This is a genomic window from Hydrogenophaga aromaticivorans (assembly GCF_013387465.1).
Classification (GTDB): Bacteria; Pseudomonadota; Gammaproteobacteria; order Burkholderiales; family Burkholderiaceae_C; genus Hydrogenophaga; species Hydrogenophaga aromaticivorans.
Window position 1 is genome coordinate 278,141 of the sequence record NZ_VYGV01000015.1, and the last position, 17,568, is coordinate 295,708.

Consider the following 17,568-nt stretch of genomic DNA (forward strand, 5'->3'; position numbering starts at 1 on the left):
TCAAGGCTGGTAGTGTGCCCGAAGCGTTACAAAATTGCAAGCGATTGCTGAATAAACAGGCAATCTGCAGTGGCAAAAATGTGTGGAAAAGTTAGCGCTTGCTTTTTCCCAAGGGATCAGCGGGAAACGTTCGCCTCGGCAACGGTGAGGGCCGTCATGTTCACGATCCGGCGCACGGTGGCGCTGGCTGTGAGAATGTGCACAGGTTTGGCCACACCGAGCAACATGGGGCCGATGGCGATGTTGCCGCCTGCCGCGGTCTTGAGCAGGTTGTAGGCGATGTTGGCGGCATCGATGTTGGGGCAGACCAGCAGGTTGGCGTCGCCCTTGAGGGCCGAGCGCGGCATGATCGAAAGCCGTGCATCGGCGTCCAACGCCACATCCCCGTGCATTTCGCCGTCAACCTCCAGCCATGGTGCATTCGTTTGCAGGATGGACAGGGTCTCGCGCATCTTGAGGGCGCTGGGCTGGTTGCTGGAGCCGAAGTTGGAGTGCGAGAGCAGCGCGGCCTTGGGCGTGATGCCGAAGCGCATCATCTTGCGAGCGGCCATTTTGGTGATCTCGGCCAGCTGCTGGGCCGTGGGGTCGTAGTTGATGTGGGTGTCCACCAGGAACACCTGGCGGCCTGGCAGCATGAGCGCGTTCATGGCGGCGTAGCAGTTCGCACCTTCGCGCTTGCCGATCACCTGGTCGATGTAGTCCAGGTGGAGTTGGGTGTTGCCCCAGGTGCCGCAGATCACGCCGTCCACGTCGCCGCGACGCAGCAGCATGGAACTGATCAGGGTCAGGCGGCGGCGCATCTCGATCTTGGCGAGTTGCTCGGTCACACCGCGGCGTTCCATGATCTGGTGGTAGGTCTGCCAGAGTTCGCGGTAGCGGTGGTCCTGCTCGACGTTGACGACGTCGTAGTCCAGGCCTTCCTTCAGGCGCAGGCCGAATTTTTCGATGCGCTCGGCGATCATGGCCGGGCGGCCGATCAGTGTCGGGCGGGCGAGGCCTTCGTCGACCACGATCTGGCAGGCGCGCAGCACGCGTTCTTCTTCGCCCTCGGCATAGGCCACACGCTTCTTCGCGGCGGTCTTGGCCGCGGCGTAGATCGGCTTCATGATGGTGCCCGAGGCGAACACGAAGCTCTGCAGGCGCTGGCGGTAGGCGTCCATGTCGGCGATCGGGCGCAGCGCCACACCGCTGTCGGCGGCGGCCTGGGCCACGGCCGGTGCGATCTTCATCATCAGCCGCGGGTCGAAGGGTTTCGGAATCAGGTATTCAGGGCCGAACATCAGCTGTTCGCCTGCGTAAGCCGCTGCGATCACGTCGCTCTGCTCGGCCTGCGCCAGTTCGGCGATCGCGTGCACCGCCGCGATCTCCATCTCGTCGGTGATGGTGGAGGCGCCGGCGTCCAGCGCACCACGGAAGATGTAGGGAAAACACAGGACGTTGTTGACCTGGTTCGGGTAGTCGGAGCGACCGGTGGCCATGATGGCGTCGTCGCGCACGCTTTTCACGTCTTCTGGCGTGATCTCGGGGTTCGGGTTCGCCAGCGCAAAGACCAATGGCTTGGGCGCCATCCTGGCCACCATGTCTTTCTTCAGCACGCCGCCGGCCGACAGGCCGAGAAACACGTCGGCGCCTTCGATGGCTTCGGAGAGCGTGCGCTGGGCCGTCTTCTGGGCAAACTGGATCTTGTCCTCGTCCATCAGCTCGGTGCGGCCCTCGTACACCACACCCGCCAGGTCGGTCACCCAGATGTTTTCACGGGGGATACCGAGCTTGACCAGCAAGCCCAGACAGGCCAGGGCCGCAGCGCCTGCGCCCGAGGTCACCAGCTTGATCTTTTTCGGGTCTTTGCCAGCGACTTTCAGGCCGTTGAAGATGGCGGAACCCACCACGATGGCGGTGCCGTGCTGGTCGTCGTGGAAGACCGGGATCTTCATGCGCTCGCGCAGCTTGCGCTCGACGTAGAAGCAGTCCGGCGCCTTGATGTCTTCGAGGTTGATGCCGCCGAAGGTGGGTTCCAGCGACGCGATGATCTCGACCAGTTTGTCCGGGTCTTTTTCGTTGATCTCGATGTCGAACACGTCGATGCCCGAGAACTTCTTGAACAGCACACCCTTGCCTTCCATCACCGGCTTGGCGGCCAGCGGGCCGATGTCGCCCAGGCCCAGCACGGCCGTGCCATTGGTGATGACGGCGACCAGGTTGCCGCGGCTGGTGTACTTGAACGCGTTGTTCGGGTCGGCGACGATTTCTTCGCAGGGCGCGGCGACACCGGGCGAGTAGGCCAGGGCGAGATCGCGCTGGTTGGTCAGCTGCTTGGTGGCGGCAATGGCCACTTTGCCAGGGGTGGGGAACTCGTGGTATTCGAGCGCGGCGCGCTTGAGCTCGGCACGCTTGTTGTCCTGGCTGTTTTCCGTGGTCATGGCCTTGTCTCCTGTTGGGTTCTCATCTTGCAATGTGAAAGCGAATTGCGCATTCTAAATGTGCGACCCCGAAATGCCCAGTCCGCAATATTGCGTAGCGGGTCAATCTGGCGTGACATTTTCAGATGGAATGGCCCGGCGCGGCGCAGAACCGTGCGGCCGGACAGGCGTCAAGCACGGGCGGAATGTTGCGCCGAATCGGGTTGCGCGCCGCGGGCGCGCGGAGAAACGGTCTTTAGACCGGGGCCAGTTGCAGCGTCCCTCGGGCCAGCTGCTGCCGCAGTTCGTCGATTTTGAGGTGCGCGGTGGGCTGACCCGACCGGCATTCTGACCACACCAAACGCGCGCAGCTCTCGCACTTGCCGCACTGCGTGGCCACCCCGAGCTCCAGCTGGATGTCGTCAAAGGCCATGCCCGAACGTGCTGCACGGGCAATGGTCTGGTCACTGACGCGGTGGCAAACACAAACGATCATGGCAGGTGGTTCCTGGAAGGGATGGGCCTACAAATGATAATTGATCGTATTCAATTCGGAGAATAACCCGGATGATTTGTGGGGTATCCCGGTTTGCGCCGGAACACCCCATGCCTGCACGAGGTCTTCGGACGGGTCGCCCGCTCAGCTGGGCTCGCCCATCTGGCTCTGCAGGTAGTTGGGCAGGCCGACCTTGTCGATGAGGTCGATCTGGGTTTCGAGAAAGTCGATGTGTTCCTCGGTGTCGTCCAGGATCTTCTGCAGCAGGTCACGCGAGACGTAGTCGTGCACGCTCTCGCAGTGGGCCATGCCGTCCTTGATGGTGGTCTGGGCACCGCGTTCGAGCGCCAGGTCGCTGGCCAGCATCTCGGGCACGTTCTCGCCAATGTTCAGCTTGCCCAGATCCTGCAGGTTGGGCAGGCCATCGAGCACGAAGATGCGGTCCATGAGCCAGTCGGCGTGTTTCATCTCGCCGATGGACTCCGAATACTCCTTCTTGGCCAGCTTGTCGAATCCCCAGTGCTTGAGCATGCGGTAGTGCACGAAATACTGGTTGATGGCGGTGAGTTCGTTCTTCAGCTGCGCCTGCAGATGGCTGATGGCCTGGGGGTCGCCTTTCATGAGGGGGTTCCTTTCTGGGTGGACTTTGGGTTGGGGCAAAAAACCATTGTCGTCATTCGACCGCCTTTGCGACGGTGGCCGTATGGTTTACTTTACAAATGCGAATCATTCTCATATGATTTGATATCGAACTCGAAGGCTGTGGAATCCCGACACGCCCTTCCCATCACGGAGAAGCCCATGCACCCACCTGGCAACGAAGCCCGAGACCCGGACGAAGACGGCGTCCATCTGCCTTCCGTCGAGGCCCTGACGGCCGGTACGCTGGCGCTCATGACCGGCTACGCTCAAGCTGCGGCGGACTGCCCGAATCGCAGCCTGATGGCGCGAAAACTGGTTTCCAACCTGTTCTTCCTGTCCGGGCACCCCCACGTCTCGCCGCTCATGCGGAACATGCTGGCCAACCTGCGCACGCGCTGGCAGCTGGCCGCAGAAGCCGCGCCAATGGCGGGCCCGGACCGGCAGCCCTCGCCGTTGTGGCATGCCGCACCGGTCAACGTGCAATGAGCCGCGCGAGCGCCCTGCGGGCGACCGAGATCAAGGCCTTCGTGCCGGCCAGGGACTTTGCGCTGTCCCGGCGCTTTTTCGCCGATCTGGGCTTCACCGAGTGCTCCGTGGGTGGCGGGGTCGCATCCTTCAGCGTCGACGGCTGTGCCTTCCTGCTGCAGGATTTCTACGAGAAGGCGCTGGCGGAAAACCTGGTCATGCATGTGCTGGTGCCGGATGTGGGCGCCTGGCGCGCGCATGTGGAGGCGCAGGACCTGGCCGGGCGTTACGGCGCACGCCTCACACCGTTGGTGCAACAGCCCTGGGGCATCACCGAGTTCGTGCTCATCGATCCCTCCGGTGTGTGCTGGCACATCGGCCAGAACACGCCGGACTTCCCGCCCACGGGACGCCTGCCTGACAACCCCCCATGACCGCCCACCCCGCCCATGAACCGCATGTCGTCACCCCCTCCGTGCGCGAACGCCTGGCGCAGATGCGTGCCGAAAAGGCCCTCGCTCACCGCCTGGGCTGGCTCGGGGCGGGCAAGCGTTGGGTGGCGTTTGCGTTGGCGGGGTGCGCCTGCGGATGCGGGAACGTCCCGGGCCGACGCGCTGGCCGACGCGCGGCCCACCGCTGAAGCCGCTCTGCCTCGCGGGGACGTGCCCATTCACGGCTGCGCCACCAGGGCGCTGCACGCCAGCTTGCGCCAGGCCATCCTGTGGCCGCTGCGCACCGGGGTGTCCGGTGGGCAGCCGCTGCACGCGCACCGTTTGCCCGCTGAAGCGCCGGCCCTGCAGCCCTGGGGGGCGTGGGCGTTTGCCTTCGCGGATATCGACGGCCACGTGATCCATTGTGTGGACTGGGCCGAGCGGCAACCGTCGCCAGACGCGGCCCATGCCAACCCCCGCACAGGGAGAACCGGATGACCCAGCACAGCAGCACGGTGGTGCAACAGGCGACCTGCAACGAGTGGACCATGGCGCGGGAACTGGCGCAGGAACACGGGGTGCTGATGCGCCAGATCGGCGGTCTTCAAAGCCGCTGCACCGAGCTGCTGCGGTCTTCGTCCAGCCGCGTCGCTGCGCTGGAAGGCGAGAACCTGCGTCTGCGCGCCGAGCTGGTGCTGCTGCGCACCAGCGTGTTCTGGGGGTTGGGGGCGGCCACCGTGCTGCGCCGCCGATCACCGGCGGTGAGGTCGCGGCCACCGGTGGAGGCCGGCGCCCGGGAGGCCCAGGCGGTGATCTGCCAGACCGGCTGCGTGGGCCATGCCCACCCCTGGCTGGACGCGGAGGGCCAGTGCCGGCGCAGCGGTCAGGCCTGCGACCGGGTGGGTGACGATGCGGAGGCCCTGCGTTCCTGAGCGGCCGGTGCTTCAACCCGCCATCAGCACCCAGTGGTTTTCGATTTGCAGGGCCAGCGTGTCGCGGTCCGGAGCGCGCGTGTGCAAAGGCTCTGCGCCATCGGTGCCATCGGTGGCACCGTGCAACAACCCGACCTGCCCCCGGCTGCTGGCGAGCCACCACTGTTGGCGGTCCGAGGCCAGCGCGTAGGCCTCGACATGTTCGATGGCTTGGCGCCATCGGCCCTGCGCACCAAAAAGAGCCAGCTGGTTGACACGCGGACAGCTGACGGCAAAGCCGCCGCGCGGCAGGGCGCAGATGTCGCCCCCGTAGCCGGCCATTGCGGGCTGTCCCTCGGCCGCCCGCAGCGTGCGCCCGTCCCACACCGCCAGCACGGGGGCGGCCCGCCGCGCCGCTTGGTCGGGGTGTTCGGCCTGCAGCGCGATGCCCAGCGTGCCGCTGACCGGGTCCCAGGCCAGGTGGCGGATGCTCAGGTGTGGATCGTCCAGGCGCCATTGCCCGAGCAGCTCGCCGCTGGCAGGGTGCAGCGCCACCAGCGATGCGTCCATGCGGCCGCGTTCGCGTTTGCTGCGCCCGGTTTCGGGCAAGGTGGGGATGCCGCCGTTGGCCACCATCAGCGTGCCCGCGGGCAGCCCGCCCACGGCCTGCGGCAGGGCCAGCAATTCGTGCGGGTCCATGCCGTGCGTGGCCCACTCGCCGGTCTTGTCCAGCGATGCCGCGTCGCGCACGCCCAGCCGGCCCTGTGCGGTGTCGAGGTCGGTCTCGGTGGTCCAGAGCGTGGCGCCGTCGGCGCTGGTGATCACGTGGCCGTTGAAGCGGCGGTCGCCGTCGATCCAGTGCCACTGCGCTTTGGCCTGACCGGGTCGCCAGCGCAGCAGCCAGTCGCCGGGGCGGCGCGCCACGGCCAGCACGCTGCCGCCCGCCTCGGCCCACAGCCCGTGCGCGCGCGTCGGCACGACCAGCGAACACTGCACCGACCATTGGCTGTCGTCCGCCGACAGCAGACCGATGCGCTGCTCTTGATCCTGTTGCCAGGCGGCGAGCAGGGTGGTTCGGTGCTGCCGCGCAGCCCATGCCGACGGCAAAGCCATGCTGCCCGCCCAAAGCATCACATGGCGGCGTGCGATGCCTTCACCCAGCGGCCACCGCGGAACCGGCTTTGCCGGGCCGCTGGTGGCGTCCCCCCTCAGGGGGGAAGACGCCGGAGGCGGCGCAGGGGGTCTCTTTCTAATCACCGTCCGCATCGGAAAATCCCAGCGGCACGTCCAGCGCCGAAGCGACCTCGCCCTGGTAGAGCGTGGTCACCGTTTTCATGGTCCTCGAGAGCGCCATGAGTTCGCGTTCGCCCGGCTGCGCCGGCAAACCCGCCACAGCGGCCGAGACGGCGTCCAGTGCCTGCCCCCAGCGCCCGGCCAGCGCGATGTGGCCCTTGCCCATCAGCAGGGCCTCGATCGGGATCAGCGCCTGGCCGGGTGGTGGGGGCTCGGTGCGTTGCGCTGGCTGCAGCTGGGCCTGAGCGTTCAACGCCTGCCACTGGGTGCGCCATTCGGCGAGGTTGTCGGCCATGCGCTGGCGGGCAAAGGCCGGCCGATGCCCTTGGCCGGCGGTCTTGGCACGCTGCAGCGGCTGCTCGATCTCGATCCAGCGCAGGCGCTCCAGGCCGCCGAGCCACTGGTTGATCCATTCCGCGAAGGCGCCGCGGGCGGCGTCTTCGTCGGCGGTCCAGTCGCGGGCCGCCAGGGCATCGAAGCCCTCGCGCAGGGCGCGGGCCTCGGCTTCGATGCCTTCGGCGATCAGCACGAGGTAGGGGCAGTGGTTGTCGGAGGGCTGGCCAGCCAACAGCCGCTCCATGCCCGGAAAGCCCTTGGCCGGGGTACCGATGCGCTCCATGTCGGCGAGCGTTTTCGGCGCGCGCGCCAGGGCCTTGTCCAGCAGGGCCGGCCGTGCGGGCCAGAAGTCGATCTGGCGCTGCGAGCGCCGCTCGATCACCGGGCCGAGGCCGGGGGTGGCGAGGGCTTGCCAGGCCAGCAGGGCCTGGCGCCAGGCGTCCAGCAGCGGGGCTGGCGTGGCTGGGCCGGCGCAGTGGGTCCGGGCTGCCACGCTCAGGGCTTGCGCCGCGGTCTCGAAAGTGCGCGCCAGGGGTGGCAGGTGCAGACCGTACAGGCCTTGCAGGGCCTGCTCGCCGCTGTAGTAGGGGAAGGCCACCGGGCCGCTGGTCTGGGCCCACACGGGGGTGGCTGGCAGCACCGCGCCAGCGGCCAGCGCCGCCAGCAGCCGGCGCCGCGTCAGTTTGTCTGAGGGCTTCATCAAAGCGACTCGACAAACTTCACGAGCGCTGCGCGGTCGCGGGCGTTGAACTTGAGCACCTGGTCCTTGGCCGCCTGCGCCTCGCCACCATGCCAGAGCACGGCTTCTAGCACGCCGTTGGCGCGGCCGTCGTGCAGCAGGCGCTGGTGGCCGTTGACGTCCTTGAACAGGCCGATGCCCCACAGCGGTGGCGTCTTCCATTGCCGGCCGTTGGCGAGGAAATCGGGTCGGCCGTCGGCCAGCGCTTCGCCCATGTCGTGCAGCAGCAGGTCGGTGTAGGGCCAGATGCGCTGGCCGCTGATGCGGGCGCTGGTCAAGCGGGGGAACAAGGTGTTGCCGGTGGTGTAGCTGGGCCGGTGGCAGGTGGCGCACTGTGCCTGCGCGAACAGCGCCTGGCCGCGCAGCACCTGCGGGTTGTCGGGCTGGCGGCGCGCGGCCGGGGCCAGGGTCGCGGTGTAGAAGACCACCTGGCTCAGCGTTTCGTCGTCGATCTCGGGCACCTGCGCCGTGGCCTGGGCGGACGGGATCAGGCCGTCGTGGCCGCTGCGCTTGCCGCCGCCGTGCGGGGCGGCCTGGCAATCCTTCTGCGCGGCGGTGCAGGCCTCCTGCCAGAACACGCTGGTGGTGATGCCCATGTCGCCGTTGAAGGCGCCCGCGCTCTGGTGCGCGATGCTGCCGGTGTTGGCCTTCCAGCCGAAGCGGCCGATGACTTCTTTCTGCGCGAAGGCGTCCCACACGCGGTTGGGCTGGCCCTTGATGGGGCCGGGCGCCGCGGCCTGGTCGCGCGCGTTGGCCAGGATCTCGCTCTCGGGAATGGCTTCGATCAGGCCCAGTCCGGCCAGGTGCGGCGCGATGCGCGGGCTGAGCATCACGCCCGGGCTCATCGGTCCATAGCCCAGCTGGGTGAGTTGGTAGTGCGGCTTCTGCAGGGTGTAGCGCGTGCCATCGGCAAAGCGGCCGCGGACCGGCGTGCTGCGGATTTCAACCTGGCCCTCGGGCTTGACGCCCTGGATGCCGGCGTTGTTGAACTGGTCGCCGTAGGTCGGGTCGGGCACCACACCCGCGTGCGGGGCGGGCGTGCCGGGCTTGGAAAGGCGGATCAGCAGCGCGACGGTGTTCTCCGGCTCGGGGCCCAGGGTGCGCTTCCAGTCCGGCGGTGCACCGCGGCCGTCCATCACGTGGCAGCCGGCGCAGGAGCGTGCGATGAAGTGCGGGCCCAGGCCGTCGCGCGCGGTGGTGGAGGCGGGCGCTTCGACCCAGTTGCGTTTGAAGAACGAGTTGCCGATCACGAAGCGGGTGCGCTCCGGATCGTCCAGGTTGGCGTGCGGGAACGAGAAGGCGTTGCGGCCGGTGGCGAAGACCGTGGCCTGGCCGCCCGTGCGTTCGCCCAGCGGGTCCGGGTCGGTTTCCGCGGTGGTGGGTCCGTGCAGGGCGAACACCGCCGAACCGGCGGCGATCGCCCCCATGGCTAGCGCGGTGCGCGTGGCTGTGGGAAAAGTGGACATGGCGAAGAAGTCCGAAAAATGCAGACTGGCTGCAGAAGGAGGGGCGTTTTCATGGATGCCGTGGAACTGGCTTTGCCAGGCCACAGGCATCGCCCCCTTGAGGGGGTGACGCGCCGCAGGCGCGGCGCGAGGGTGGGCCGTTGATTCAGGGTTCAACCAGCGTCAGCTTGGCGATGCCGACGGCGGAAGCGGACTCCACCAGCAGCTTGGACTGTTCGACCAGGCTGGCGATGGTCTTCTCGACGGCCGGGCGGCCGGCCGAGCCCTTGAAGATGGCGCGGTCGAACGGCGCAGGAATGGCTTCGGCGCCACTCACCGATCCAGCGATCTGGGCCGTGGTCTTCTCGGCCAGAGCCGGGTTTTTGGCGGCCACCAGGTCGCGCACGCCCGGCCCTTCCAGCTGGCTGCCGTCGCGCTTCTGGTACTGGCCCAGCCACACGTTCTGGATGCCCTTGGCGTTGGTCACCACGTCGCGGTGCGTGTTGTCGGAGAAGCAGGAGTGTTCGTCTTCCTGGTCCTGCGAGTTCAGCGCCACTTCCATGCGTTCGCCGGAAAGCTCACCGCGCGAGAGCGAACCCAGGCCGACGATGATCTTGCGCACCGATTCCTTGCCACCCTTCTCGAACCTGGCGCGGTAGTTCTTCGCGTTCGGCTCCCAGGCCTTGACCATGGCCGACAGGTCGTCGACCAGCAGCTCGGTGGCGGTGCTCAGGTACTGGGCGCGGCGCTCGGCGTTTTCGCCCTTGCCTTTCACGTAGTCTTCAAAAGAGCGCTGGCCCGGGCCGGCCTCGCTCACGTCCTGGCCCCAGAGCAGGAACTCGATGGCGTGCCAGCCGGCGCTGATGTTCTCTTCACCGCCGCGCTCGTTGGCCTTGGTCAGCGCGGCCTTGGTGATCTTGAACTTGGGGTTGTTGACCATGCCGGCCTTGGGTTTGCCCGTCACGAAGTCCACATAGGCCTCGTCCAGCGGCCAGGCGTTGATCTGGCCTTCGGGGCCGTTGGCGTCGTCGATCGGGCCGCCGTAGAAACGGAAGGCCTCGGTCTGTCCGTAGAACTCGCGCGCGTCCAGCCAGGCCTTGCGCGCCTTGTTCAGGCCTTCGGCCGAAGGGGCGGCGATGAAGGCGGCGATGGTGGCCTGCAGGTCCTTGGCCGCGGCCAGGGTGTCGGCGTAGTTGGCGTGCACCAGCGCGGCGTAGTGCGTGGCCACCGCCTTGTGGTCCACCGCGGCTGCGGCGGCTGCGGCGGCCGTGGTGGCCATGGGCGTGGCGGCGTGGGCGGGCAGGCTGGCGAACAGCGTGCTGGCGGTCAGGGTGGCCATCGCCAGGGTCAGGGCTCGCAGTTGCATGAAAACTCCTTCGGTAAAGTTAATGAGAACGATTCTAGTTTAGTTTATTGCCCGAGTGGCGTCTCCCTGAAGTTGGCTTGATGCAAATCAAGCGGATGGGGAAGTCGGCCCGGACAGACCCACCCCGGAAACCGGTGAAGGCCGGGCTTGCCAGGCGTTCAGGACGGCGGATGACGGCCGGTAGCACGGGTGGCGCCCGTGTGTGCCGGCGGGCAGCAGCAAGCCGGCGTAGCTCAGTGTCTGCAGCATGCGGTACACGGTGCTGTAGGCCATCGGCACACCGCGCCGGGTCAGGCCGGCGTAGACCTCGGCGCCGGTGCTCGCCTGGTCACCGGCCAGGCAGAACTGGCTCAGCACCTCCAGGCGGCTGAAAGTCTGGCGCAGACCGGCGGCCTGCAGCGGGACCGCAAGGGGGTGGTGCATGGGCCGTCAGCCGATGGCCAGCGCGCGCAGCCAGCGCGGCCGCCAGCTCAGGGTCAGGGCCACGGCCACCGCGCTGCCGGCCATCAGCATGATCCAGACCAGCGCGGCCATGGAGGGCCGGTCGGCCATCAGACAGGCCAGCAGCGAGAGCAGCAGCGCCAGCGCGCCCAGGCCGCGCAGCAGCTGGCGGGTGCGGGGGGCTTGTGAGGCCGGCCGGTGCATCACCTGGCCCCAGTGCACCTCCATCGCCAGGGCCAGCCAGGCCATGCCGCTCAGCGACAGCGCGGTGGCGGCGATCAGCCAGGACAGCTCAGACATGGGCCACCTCCGCTGCGCTGTCGCTGCTGTTCGTATCCGCCTGGGCGGGCGTCGGGCACTGTGCTTGTTCGCGCCGGGTCAGCAGGCGCGCCACTGCGACGGCGATGCCGGCGCTGACCAGCAGACTCAGGTCCACACCCGCCACCGCCCAGTAGGTGTCGGTGAACACCGTCTTGACCAGGTGGTCGCCGGTGGTGAGCCCGTTGAGCAGCACCGCCGCCACCGCCAGCGCCGCGATGGTCCAGCACTGCTCGCGCCAGGCCGGGTTCAAGCGCGCCTGCGCCACCGGCGCGCTGCGCACGAAAGCGTGCAGCATCGCCAGCGCCCAGACGCCGAAGAAGGCGGTCATTTCCCAGTCGCCCTTGCCCGCCAGATCGGCCGGCAGCAGCCGGTTGGCCACCAGCATGCCGGTGGCGGCGATCACCATGCCAGTGACGGTGGTCACGGCCAGCGCGTCGGCCACCCGGCTACCCTGGCCACCGGTTTTGGCGTGCTGCCGCTTGCGTTTCTCGACGAAGAAGATGAAACCGGTCGCGATGCACACGCAGCCCAGCAGGCCGCCCAGCACATAGAGCCAGCGCAGCAGCCAGTGTTCGAAGTGCTGCAGGTGCAGGCCGGTCAGGAACTCGTTGACCTCAGAGACGGGGCTGCGCGGCGGATCTTCAAACAGCAGCTCGCCGGTGCTGCCTTTGAAGTGGATGCCCTCGCCCACCAGGGCCACGCGGTCGCTGCCGGCGCGGTAGACGCTGACGTAGCTGTTGGTATCGCCCACGTGGTGCACCATGAGAAAACCCACTTCGCCGGCCATGTCGCGCCCGGCCCAGCGCTGCTTGGCCTGCGCCACCATGGCGTCCACCGAGGCCAGCGGCGCCGGCACACCGGCCGCCTGGTGCGGCAGCCCCGTTTCTGCGGCCTCCACCACCTCGTGCTGGTCGTGCAAGCCCTTGAGCTGGAACTGCGAGACCGGCAGGAAGTAGAAGGCACCGAAGATCACCAGGCCGGTGAAGGCGAAGAAGAAGTGGAACGGCAGCGCCACCACACCGGTCAGGTTGTGCAGGTCCAGCGCGCTGCGCTGGGTGTGCTTCTTCGGCCGGAAAGTGAAGAACTCGCGGAAGACCTTGCGGTGCATCACGACGCCCGAGACCAGCGCGGCCAGCATCACCAGCGCGGCCAGGCCGACGATGAAGATGCCGAGGTTCATCCACGGCCAGTTCAGGCTGTAGTGCATGGGGTAGAACCACTCGCTGCCGATCTTGAGCTGGTCGGCGCGCACGGCGGCACCGCTGCGTGGATCGATAGTCGCGTTGCCGTGGATGTGGTTGTGGCCATCCGGGTCCTTGGCGAGCGGCACCTTGAAGCCCACGCCCATGCTCAGCACCGGGTCGCGGTGTGTGGTGTAGGCCCAGTATTCGTCGGCGGGCAGTTCGATCCGTGGCGTCAGCGGCCCCTTGGCCGGGTCGTGCAGCAGGGGCATGTTGGCCGCGTAGTCGGCTTCGTCGGGCTCGATCTTCTGCAGCGCCGGCAGCAGCACCTGGTCGAACGAGGGCATGGGCTGCGGGTCGAAGCGCGTGTCGGGCAACGCCCAGCGGTCGAACTCGCGGTCGAACACCGAGAGCGAGCCGAAGAAGAACACCACGATGAGCACGAAGCCGATCACCAGGCCGAACCAGGTGTGCAGCCAGGTCATGGACTGGCGGAAGTTCTGGAACATGGGATGTCCTTTCAGGCGAGGATGGCGCGCTGGATGGCCCAGGCGGCGGTGAACAGCAGCGCTGCGCCGCCGGCCAGCACGGTCCACACGTGGAGCAGGCTGGTGGCTGTGAACGACCACAGGAACAGGCCGAGGAACAGCAGGAAGGCGAGCATGAGCACGCCCGTCTCGGCGTCGTGGTACTCGACGCCCAGGCCCACCAGCGCGGCGACGCCGGCGGCCGCGAAGCCCCAGGTGAAGGCGTAGCCGCCGAAGACGCCGGCGGCGACCCGGGCGGTGATGGCGGGCCAGCGCAGGGTGTGGTGTTTCATTCGGTGTTCCTCGCGTTCGCCACCCTCACAGCTGGTATTCCAGCGTGAGCGCCGCGGTGCGGGGCGCGCCGTAGATGGCACCGTACTGGACGGTCTTCAGGTACTTCTTGTCGAGCAGGTTGTTGACGTTCAGGCGCAAGGTGGCTGCCTTGGACAGTTCATAGGCCGCGAACGCATCGACCAGCACATGGGCATCCTGTCGTGCGCCGCCGTTCTTCGAAACGTCGGACTGCCAGCGCACACCCGAGCCCACCCGCAGCTGGGGCAGCGTCGCCACGCGTGTGTCGGCGCGCAGCTTCAGCGTGCGCCGTGGCACCCATTCGTAGATGTCCTTGCCATCCGGTCCCTTCAGGTTGAGCGTGGTGAATCCGATGGTGAGCCGGGTGTCCGCGCCGACGTGGCCGGTGGCCTCGATCTCGAAGCCCTTGGCCTTCACGTCCTTCGGTTCGAAGTAGTACTGCTGGGCCACGGCGTCGAAACCAGCCTGGGTGGCCAGGCCCTTTTGCTCGGCGGTGAAGACGGCGAAGGTGGTCAGCAGCTTGCGGTTCAACCATTCGGCCTTGACACCGACCTCGGCGTTGATGCCCTTCATCGGTGCCAGGAAGGCGCCGTTGACCATGCGCTGGTCCTGCGCCTGGAAGATGTCGGAGTACGAAGCGTAGGCCAGCGCGTCGGGCGTGATGTCGTAGGTCGCGCCGATGTAGGGACTGGCCTTTTGGGTCGTTTCGTTTTCGAGGTTGACGCCGCCACCGTAGATCGAGGTGCCGTCGCGCTGGAGGCTGATGGCGTTGACGCCGACGATGCCCTTGAGCTTGTCGGTCAGCGCCAGGCGGCTGGCGGCGTACAGGCGGGTGATGTTCTGGTCGCCTTCCGAGGCGACGGACTTCGCCCCCCAGGCAGGTTCGGCAAACACGTTGCCCGCATAGGGGAACGCTGGCAGCACCGGGAAGCTGTCGACGGCGTAAGCCTCGGTCAGGGTCTCCTGCCTGGAATGACTCAGCCCGAACACCGCATCGTGCTGTCGGTCGAAAGCGTTGAAGCGGCCTGTGAGGTTGACATCGAGGATGTCGCTGCTGGACTTGCTCTCGCTGCGGTACGGCCAGCCGATCAGGCCGGTGTTGTCGTCGTTGAGGTGGCCGGTGAACGAGTAGGCGTAGAAGAGCTTGGTGGCGCTGGAGCCTTCTGTGTGGTTGTAGCTGACCTTGGCTTCCCAGTCGGGGGACAGCATGTGTGCGTACTCCACGAAGGCGTTGTGCGTGCGGGTGTCCCAGCGCGTCCAGTCCTGTGCGGTCGAGGCCGACACGTCAAATTCGGCCAGCGTGCCATCGGCATAGGGCAGCGTCAGCGAGCCCCACATGGGCGAACGCTGCTGGGCATCCTGGTAGGTCAGGCCCAGGGTCAGCACGCCGTCGAGACCGATCTGCCCTTCGACGATGCCGGAGATGGCGGTGCGCTGGTTGCTCAGCCCACGCAGGTAGGAATCCTTGTCGTCCTGGGCCACCACCAGGCGGCCGGCCCACTGGCCATCCTGGGTCAGCACCTTGTTGTAGTCCAGGGCCGCGCGCTTGAGACCGTAGGACCCGACGGAGAACAGGGCCTCGCCGCCGTCCTTGTTGGTGGGCCGCTTGCGCACGTAGTTGATGGTGCCCGAGGCGTTGCCGACGCCGGTGAGCAGACCGTTGGCGCCGCGGATCAATTCGATCTTGTCGTACAGGTAGGTGTCCTGCTGGCCGACGACGAGACCCCAGTCGTTGGTCATGCCCAGGCCGTCGATCTGGGTCAGCATGACCTCGAAGCCGCGTGCGTTGTAGTTTGTGCGGTTGGTCTCCCACTCTTCGACGTTGAGGCCGGTGCCGTAGCGCAGCGCGTCGTTGCTGTCGGTGGTGCCTAAGTCGCGCAAGGTTTCCTTGTCGATCGTGCTGATCGATTGCGGCGTGTCCTTGACTTCCATGGGCAGGTTGGTGGCGCCTTTGGAGACGCGGTTTTCGCGCTTGGTCTTGATCACGACGGTGGCCAGTTCCGGCGCCTCCGCGGCAGCGGTGGTCGTGGATTGGGCATGGGCCGGGAGGGTGATGAGGCCGCTGGCGAGCAGGGCTGCGGCAAGGCCGACGGGGTGGTGGTGGAGTATTTGGATCATCACAAGAGACAGCACGTGTCTTCACTGGAAAGGAAGGGTTTGGCTGGCTCTTGACGGCAGGTAGGCAACAGAACGCCCCGTCGGGACGGGGCGCGCGCTGGGCCGGTCAATGGCGGGCTGGAGTCAAATGATAACAATTATCAATAAGATTGTGAACACATTTTTGTTCTGTCGATCCGCTCCATCCTGCCGGATGCGATCCGAATTTCCAGAGTGTTTGAAAGCGGTTTGTTGACCTTTATCAAGCAGAACACGCCAAAGCCGTTCATCGATATCTTGCGTTTTAAATAAGAATAGTTATCATTTAAAAACTGGCGATCGGCCAGTGATGCACTTCCAGGGGGTTCTCATGTCACAGCCATCCGTTGATACCGGCCAGAGTGGGTATTTCGTTCCGCTCGCGGCCATGCCGGGCTGGACGCAGGCCATGCAACAGGCGTCGAGAGCCCATCGTCTGGGCCAGGTTTTTCAGGCGATGGGCTTCTACCACGAGGCACTGGGCCTCGCGCGGGACCAGCTGGAAGCGGGGCGCACCGACAGCGAGGACGCCTGCCTGGCGGCGCTGGTGAGCAGCAGCCTGTGTCTGTCGGGGCTGCAGCTGGAGCTGGGCTGCCGTTCGCAGGCCGCGGCGGCGATCGCCGACGCACACACCACGCTGGTGCGGCTGATCCTGGGCCAGCCGGGCGCCAGCGCCTGGCGCAAGGCCGCCGTCTGGCACAGCCGCGACACACACGATGCCCTGGTGAACCACTGGCAGGCGCACGGGCCCGATCCCGTGATCGAGCGGGCCTTGCGCGCGGGCTGCCTGGTGATGAACGCCGCCGCGGGCCCGGTTCACTGAAGCGCGCCATGTGCCTGAACCGCAAGCCCCCCTCGGAAACCGGGTTCCTGGGCGATCTCGTGAGCCGCTATGCCCTGCCAGCCGGCGGGCAGGCGCCGTCAGGGCGTGAAACCACAGGGCCCGAGCGGCGAAGTTCCGCGCGGCGCAAGCTGTGGGAACTCGGCAACCACGCGGCCTGCCCGGTCACGGGCGTGTGCCTGCGCCTGCCCGAGTTGCACAAACTGGCGCGAAAGGCCGGCCTGGCCCTGGAGGGCTGCACGGAATACGAGATGCACATCGCCCTGGTGAGCGAATGCCGCCGGCGCACGCCGCTGGCCGAGATGGTGCAGCGCGAGCTGGACCAGCGCCACGGGCTGTGTGTCCGACAGTCGTTGCGGCTGAAGTCCCCCGAAGCGCTGGCCCGGTGGTGGGACCAGAGTTGCATGGGCATGGATTGGGCGGGTGTGTTCTGGGCAGTGCTGACGCATGCGCGCTGCACCCCCGAACTCGAATTTGCCGTGCTGGGCCAGGTGCACATGCTGCAGCACCAGGTGGGCATGGCCGCGCGGGTGGACCAGACCCGCCTGCAGTCGCTGGTGCAGGAGAACCAGAAGCTGGGCGACGCGCTGCTGCTCGTGCAGCAGCGGCTGCAGACCACGGTGCAGGAGCAGGCGCAACGCAACGCCTTGCACGAGGCCGAACACATGCGCCTGCGCGCCGAATGCATCCGCGCTGAGACCGCTCAGGAGCAGGCGCTGGCGCAACTGGCCGATCTGAAGCGGCACAGCCCGGACCTGCCGCTGCGGCAGCGACTGGTCGAAGACAACCGGCAACTGCTGGAACACAACCAGCAACTGCGCCGGGCGCTGAATCAGGCGAGTCTGTCGGCGGCGCAGCCGGTGCCGGCCTGCTCTGTGGAGCCTGCACGGGACACCCGCCAGGCGCTTCAGGACGAAGGCCTGTCCATGCTCGACCGCGCCGTGTTGTGTGTGGGCGGGCGCACGCGGGTGATCCCCGTCTACCGGGAGCTGATCGAAGACAAGGGCGCGCGTTTTCTGCACCACGACGGCGGTGAGGAGGACAAGGCCGGGCAGCTGGGGCCGATGCTGCAGTCGGCCGATCTGGTGATCTGCCAGGTGGGCTGCATCAGCCACAACGCTTACTGGCGCGTGAAGGAACACTGCAAGCGCCACGGCAAGCCCTGCCTGTTCGTGGAAACGCCCAGCCGCTCGGCGCTGGAGCGGGTGCTCTGTGGCTACAGCGAGCCGGTGCGGGCCGTGCCGCGCAACGTTCAGACGGACCCGGCGGTCTGAGGGCGCGCGCGG

18 protein-coding genes are annotated in these 17,568 nt (G+C 67.1%); 6 read left to right on the forward strand and 12 right to left on the reverse strand.

Going from position 1 to position 17,568, the window contains the following annotated elements; genetic code table 11:
* Positions 1-116: 116 nt before the first annotated feature.
* The 3 genes from F3K02_RS16615 to bfr form a co-directional block, all read right to left on the reverse strand.
* A complete protein-coding gene (locus F3K02_RS16615) occupies positions 117-2,420 on the reverse strand; it encodes an NADP-dependent malic enzyme (RefSeq protein ID WP_177136741.1) in 2,304 nt (767 codons plus the stop codon).
* Positions 2,421-2,655: 235 nt separating this feature from the next.
* Entirely contained in the window at positions 2,656-2,895 is a 240-nt protein-coding gene (locus F3K02_RS16620) for a (2Fe-2S)-binding protein (protein ID WP_177136742.1), read from the reverse strand.
* Positions 2,896-3,039: 144 nt separating this feature from the next.
* Positions 3,040-3,516, reverse strand: a complete 477-nt coding sequence (gene bfr, locus F3K02_RS16625) for a bacterioferritin (protein ID WP_177136743.1) — start codon at positions 3,514-3,516, stop codon at positions 3,040-3,042.
* 180 nt (positions 3,517-3,696) lie between these two features.
* Here bfr and F3K02_RS16630 point away from each other — a divergent pair, with 180 nt between their 5' ends.
* The 4 genes from F3K02_RS16630 (at position 3,697) to F3K02_RS16645 (ending at position 5,365) form a co-directional block, all read left to right on the forward strand.
* On the forward strand, positions 3,697-4,023 hold the full coding sequence (locus F3K02_RS16630; protein ID WP_177136744.1) for a hypothetical protein: 327 nt from the start codon (positions 3,697-3,699) through the stop codon (positions 4,021-4,023).
* On the forward strand, positions 4,020-4,436 hold the full coding sequence (locus F3K02_RS16635; protein WP_177136745.1) for a VOC family protein: 417 nt from the start codon (positions 4,020-4,022) through the stop codon (positions 4,434-4,436). Before F3K02_RS16630 ends, F3K02_RS16635 begins: the two co-directional genes overlap by 4 nt.
* A 228-nt stretch (positions 4,437-4,664) precedes the next feature.
* Positions 4,665-4,931 (forward strand): hypothetical protein, encoded by a 267-nt coding sequence (locus F3K02_RS16640; protein ID WP_177136746.1) that lies wholly within the window; start codon positions 4,665-4,667, stop codon positions 4,929-4,931.
* Positions 4,928-5,365 carry a hypothetical protein gene (locus tag F3K02_RS16645; RefSeq protein ID WP_177136747.1) on the forward strand — a complete coding sequence of 146 codons (438 nt, stop codon included), beginning with the start codon at positions 4,928-4,930 and terminating at the stop codon, positions 5,363-5,365. Before F3K02_RS16640 ends, F3K02_RS16645 begins: the two co-directional genes overlap by 4 nt.
* Positions 5,366-5,377: 12 nt before the next feature.
* Here the strand turns inward: F3K02_RS16645 and F3K02_RS16650 are convergent, their stop codons facing one another.
* From F3K02_RS16650 to F3K02_RS16690, 9 genes are all read right to left on the reverse strand, one after another.
* Positions 5,378-6,457: a DUF1513 domain-containing protein gene (locus F3K02_RS16650; protein ID WP_246309535.1), complete on the reverse strand. Its 1,080-nt coding sequence runs from the start codon at positions 6,455-6,457 to the stop codon at positions 5,378-5,380.
* Between the two features lie 136 nt (positions 6,458-6,593).
* Positions 6,594-7,673, reverse strand: coding sequence for an imelysin family protein (locus F3K02_RS16655; protein ID WP_177136749.1), 1,080 nt, complete (start codon positions 7,671-7,673; stop codon positions 6,594-6,596).
* Positions 7,673-9,178, reverse strand: a complete 1,506-nt coding sequence (locus F3K02_RS16660; protein WP_246309537.1) for a di-heme oxidoreductase family protein — start codon at positions 9,176-9,178, stop codon at positions 7,673-7,675. The genes F3K02_RS16655 and F3K02_RS16660 overlap by 1 nt, the downstream gene beginning before the upstream one ends.
* A gap of 145 nt (positions 9,179-9,323) precedes the next feature.
* Complete coding sequence (locus tag F3K02_RS16665; protein WP_177136750.1) at positions 9,324-10,523, reverse strand: imelysin family protein; 1,200 nt, start codon at positions 10,521-10,523, stop codon at positions 9,324-9,326.
* Between the two features lie 87 nt (positions 10,524-10,610).
* Positions 10,611-10,946: a transcriptional repressor gene (locus F3K02_RS16670; protein ID WP_177136751.1), complete on the reverse strand. Its 336-nt coding sequence runs from the start codon at positions 10,944-10,946 to the stop codon at positions 10,611-10,613.
* Positions 10,947-10,952: 6 nt separating this feature from the next.
* Positions 10,953-11,264 carry a DUF3325 domain-containing protein gene (locus F3K02_RS16675; protein WP_177136752.1) on the reverse strand — a complete coding sequence of 104 codons (312 nt, stop codon included), beginning with the start codon at positions 11,262-11,264 and terminating at the stop codon, positions 10,953-10,955.
* The gene (locus tag F3K02_RS16680) at positions 11,257-12,975 is read right to left on the reverse strand and encodes a PepSY-associated TM helix domain-containing protein (protein ID WP_177136753.1); all 1,719 of its coding nucleotides are present in this window, start codon (positions 12,973-12,975) and stop codon (positions 11,257-11,259) included. Before F3K02_RS16680 ends, F3K02_RS16675 begins: the two co-directional genes overlap by 8 nt.
* An 11-nt stretch (positions 12,976-12,986) precedes the next feature.
* Positions 12,987-13,286 (reverse strand): iron uptake protein, encoded by a 300-nt coding sequence (locus F3K02_RS16685; RefSeq protein WP_177136754.1) that lies wholly within the window; start codon positions 13,284-13,286, stop codon positions 12,987-12,989.
* A gap of 25 nt (positions 13,287-13,311) precedes the next feature.
* The gene (locus tag F3K02_RS16690) at positions 13,312-15,423 is read right to left on the reverse strand and encodes a TonB-dependent siderophore receptor (protein WP_177136755.1); all 2,112 of its coding nucleotides are present in this window, start codon (positions 15,421-15,423) and stop codon (positions 13,312-13,314) included.
* Positions 15,424-15,772: 349 nt separating this feature from the next.
* Between F3K02_RS16690 and F3K02_RS16695 the strand changes: the two genes are divergently transcribed.
* Both F3K02_RS16695 and F3K02_RS16700 read left to right on the forward strand, forming a co-directional pair.
* On the forward strand, positions 15,773-16,264 hold the full coding sequence (locus F3K02_RS16695; protein WP_177136756.1) for a hypothetical protein: 492 nt from the start codon (positions 15,773-15,775) through the stop codon (positions 16,262-16,264).
* An 8-nt stretch (positions 16,265-16,272) separates the two neighbouring features.
* A complete protein-coding gene (locus F3K02_RS16700; protein WP_177136757.1) occupies positions 16,273-17,556 on the forward strand; it encodes a DUF2325 domain-containing protein in 1,284 nt (427 codons plus the stop codon).
* Positions 17,557-17,568: the final 12 nt, after the last annotated feature.